Origin of the sequence: Aeromonas sp. Y318-1 (genome assembly GCF_027706125.1) — a bacterium.
Classification (GTDB): Bacteria; Pseudomonadota; Gammaproteobacteria; order Enterobacterales; family Aeromonadaceae; genus Aeromonas; species Aeromonas hydrophila.
Window position 1 is genome coordinate 1,665 of sequence record NZ_JAPDCM010000037.1, and the last position, 3,079, is coordinate 4,743.

Genomic DNA, 3,079 nt, shown 5'->3' on the forward strand with positions numbered 1-3,079 from the left:
TGCTCTTTAACAATCTGGAAAGCTGATTTAAAAAGTAGTTCTCAAACATTTGTTACAAGTGCTTTGGAAACTTCTTGGCGAAAACCAAATTTTATTTGGTCCTTGTTGTACGACAACAAGCTGCGTCGGTTTCACCGACACTTCTTGGGGTTGTATGGTTAAGTGACTAAGCGTACATGGTGGATGCCTTGGCAGTCAGAGGCGATGAAGGACGTACTAACCTGCGATAAGCCGTGAGCAGTCGGTAAGAGACATTACGACTCACGGATTTCCGAATGGGGAAACCCACTTAGCATAAGCTAGGTATCGCTGCGTGAATACATAGCGTAGCGAGGCGAACCGGGAGAACTGAAACATCTAAGTACCCCGAGGAAAAGAAATCAACCGAGATTCCCTCAGTAGCGGCGAGCGAACGGGGATTAGCCCTTAAGCATCTTGGAAGTTAGTGGAACGGTCCTGGAAAGGCCGGCGATACAGGGTGATAGCCCCGTACACGAAAACAACCTTGATGTGAAATCGAGTAGGGCGGGACACGTGACATCCTGTCTGAATATGGGGGGACCATCCTCCAAGGCTAAATACTCCTGACTGACCGATAGTGAACCAGTACCGTGAGGGAAAGGCGAAAAGAACCCCTGTGAGGGGAGTGAAATAGAACCTGAAACCGTGTACGTACAAGCAGTGGGAGCCCTTCGGGGTGACTGCGTACCTTTTGTATAATGGGTCAGCGACTTACATTTTGTAGCGAGGTTAACCGTATAGGGGAGCCGTAGGGAAACCGAGTCTTAACTGGGCGTCTAGTTGCAAGGTGTAGACCCGAAACCGGGTGATCTAGCCATGGGCAGGTTGAAGGTTGAGTAACATCAACTGGAGGACCGAACCCACTAACGTTGCAAAGTTAGGGGATGACCTGTGGCTGGGGGTGAAAGGCCAATCAAACTCGGAGATAGCTGGTTCTCCCCGAAAGCTATTTAGGTAGCGCCTCGGACGAATACTACTGGGGGTAGAGCACTGTTTGGGCTAGGGGGTCATCCCGACTTACCAACCCCATGCAAACTCCGAATACCAGTAAGTAATATCCGGGAGACACACGGCGGGTGCTAACGTCCGTCGTGAAGAGGGAAACAACCCAGACCGCCGGCTAAGGTCCCAAAGTTCTGGTTAAGTGGGAAACGATGTGGGAAGGCTCAGACAGCTAGGATGTTGGCTTAGAAGCAGCCATCATTTAAAGAAAGCGTAATAGCTCACTAGTCGAGTCGGCCTGCGCGGAAGATGTAACGGGGCTCAAACCAGGCACCGAAGCCGCGGATTCACGCTAAGCGTGAGTGGTAGGGGAGCGTTCTGTAAGTCTGCGAAGGTGTGTCGAGAGGCATGCTGGAGATATCAGAAGTGCGAATGCTGACGTAAGTAACGATAAAGGGGGTGAAAAGCCTCCTCGCCGGAAGACCAAGGGTTCCTGTCCAACGTTAATCGGGGCAGGGTGAGTCGACCCCTAAGGCGAGGCCGAAAGGCGTAGTCGATGGGAAGCAGGTTAATATTCCTGCACGACTTGTAATTGCGATGGGGGGACGGAGAAGGCTAGGTGGGCCAGGCGACGGTTGTCCTGGTGAAAGTGCGTAGGTGGTGTTTCTAGGCAAATCCGGAGACACAACACTGAGACACGAGACGAACGCACTACGGTGCGGAAGCCATTGATGCCCTGCTTCCAGGAAAAGCCTCTAAGCTTCAGATTACAAGTCATCGTACCCCAAACCGACACAGGTGGTCGGGTAGAGAATACCAAGGCGCTTGAGAGAACTCGGGTGAAGGAACTAGGCAAAATAGAACCGTAACTTCGGGAGAAGGTTCGCTCTTGACAGTGAAGTCCCTTGCGGATGGAGCAGTTGGGAGTCGCAGTGACCAGATGGCTGGGACTGTTTATCAAAAACACAGCACTCTGCAAACACGAAAGTGGACGTATAGGGTGTGACACCTGCCCGGTGCCGGAAGGTTAATTGATGGGGTTAGCGCAAGCGAAGCTCTTGATCGAAGCCCCGGTAAACGGCGGCCGTAACTATAACGGTCCTAAGGTAGCGAAATTCCTTGTCGGGTAAGTTCCGACCTGCACGAATGGTGTAACCATGGCCATGCTGTCTCCACCCGAGACTCAGTGAAATCGAATTCGCCGTGAAGATGCGGTGTACCCGCGGCTAGACGGAAAGACCCCGTGAACCTTTACTACAGCTTGGCACTGAACATTGAACCTACATGTGTAGGATAGGTGGGAGGCTTTGAAGGCGTGACGCCAGTTGCGCTGGAGCCGTCCTTGAAATACCACCCTTGTATGTTTGATGTTCTAACGCAGGCCCATGAATCTGGGTCGCGGACAGTGCCTGGTGGGTAGTTTGACTGGGGCGGTCTCCTCCCAAAGAGTAACGGAGGAGCACGAAGGTTGGCTAATCCTGGTCGGACATCAGGAGGTTAGTGCAATGGCATAAGCCAGCTTAACTGCGAGACGGACAGGTCGAGCAGGTACGAAAGTAGGTCATAGTGATCCGGTGGTTCTGAATGGAAGGGCCATCGCTCAACGGATAAAAGGTACTCCGGGGATAACAGGCTGATACCGCCCAAGAGTTCATATCGACGGCGGTGTTTGGCACCTCGATGTCGGCTCATCACATCCTGGGGCTGAAGTCGGTCCCAAGGGTATGGCTGTTCGCCATTTAAAGTGGTACGCGAGCTGGGTTCAGAACGTCGTGAGACAGTTCGGTCCCTATCTGCCGTGGGCGTTGGATGATTGAAGGGAGTTGCTCCTAGTACGAGAGGACCGGAGTGAACGAACCTCTGGTGTTCGGGTTGTCACGCCAGTGGCACTGCCCGGTAGCTAAGTTCGGAATCGATAACCGCTGAAAGCATCTAAGCGGGAAGCGAGCCCTGAGATGAGTCATCCCTGACCCCTTGAGGGTCCTAAAGGGCCGTTGGAGACCACAACGTTGATAGGTGGGGTGTGTAAGCGCGGCGACGTGTTGAGCTAACCCATACTAATTACCCGTGAGGCTTAACCATACAACACCCAAGAAGTGTTCTAAGGCTTGTAGCA

1 rRNA gene is annotated in these 3,079 nt (G+C 52.7%); it reads left to right on the forward strand.

Annotated features, from left to right (window positions below):
- The first annotated feature begins 156 nt into the window (after window positions 1-156).
- A 23S ribosomal RNA gene (locus OKB87_RS23430) occupies window positions 157-3,045 on the forward strand.
- The last annotated feature ends 34 nt before the right edge of the window (window positions 3,046-3,079 follow it).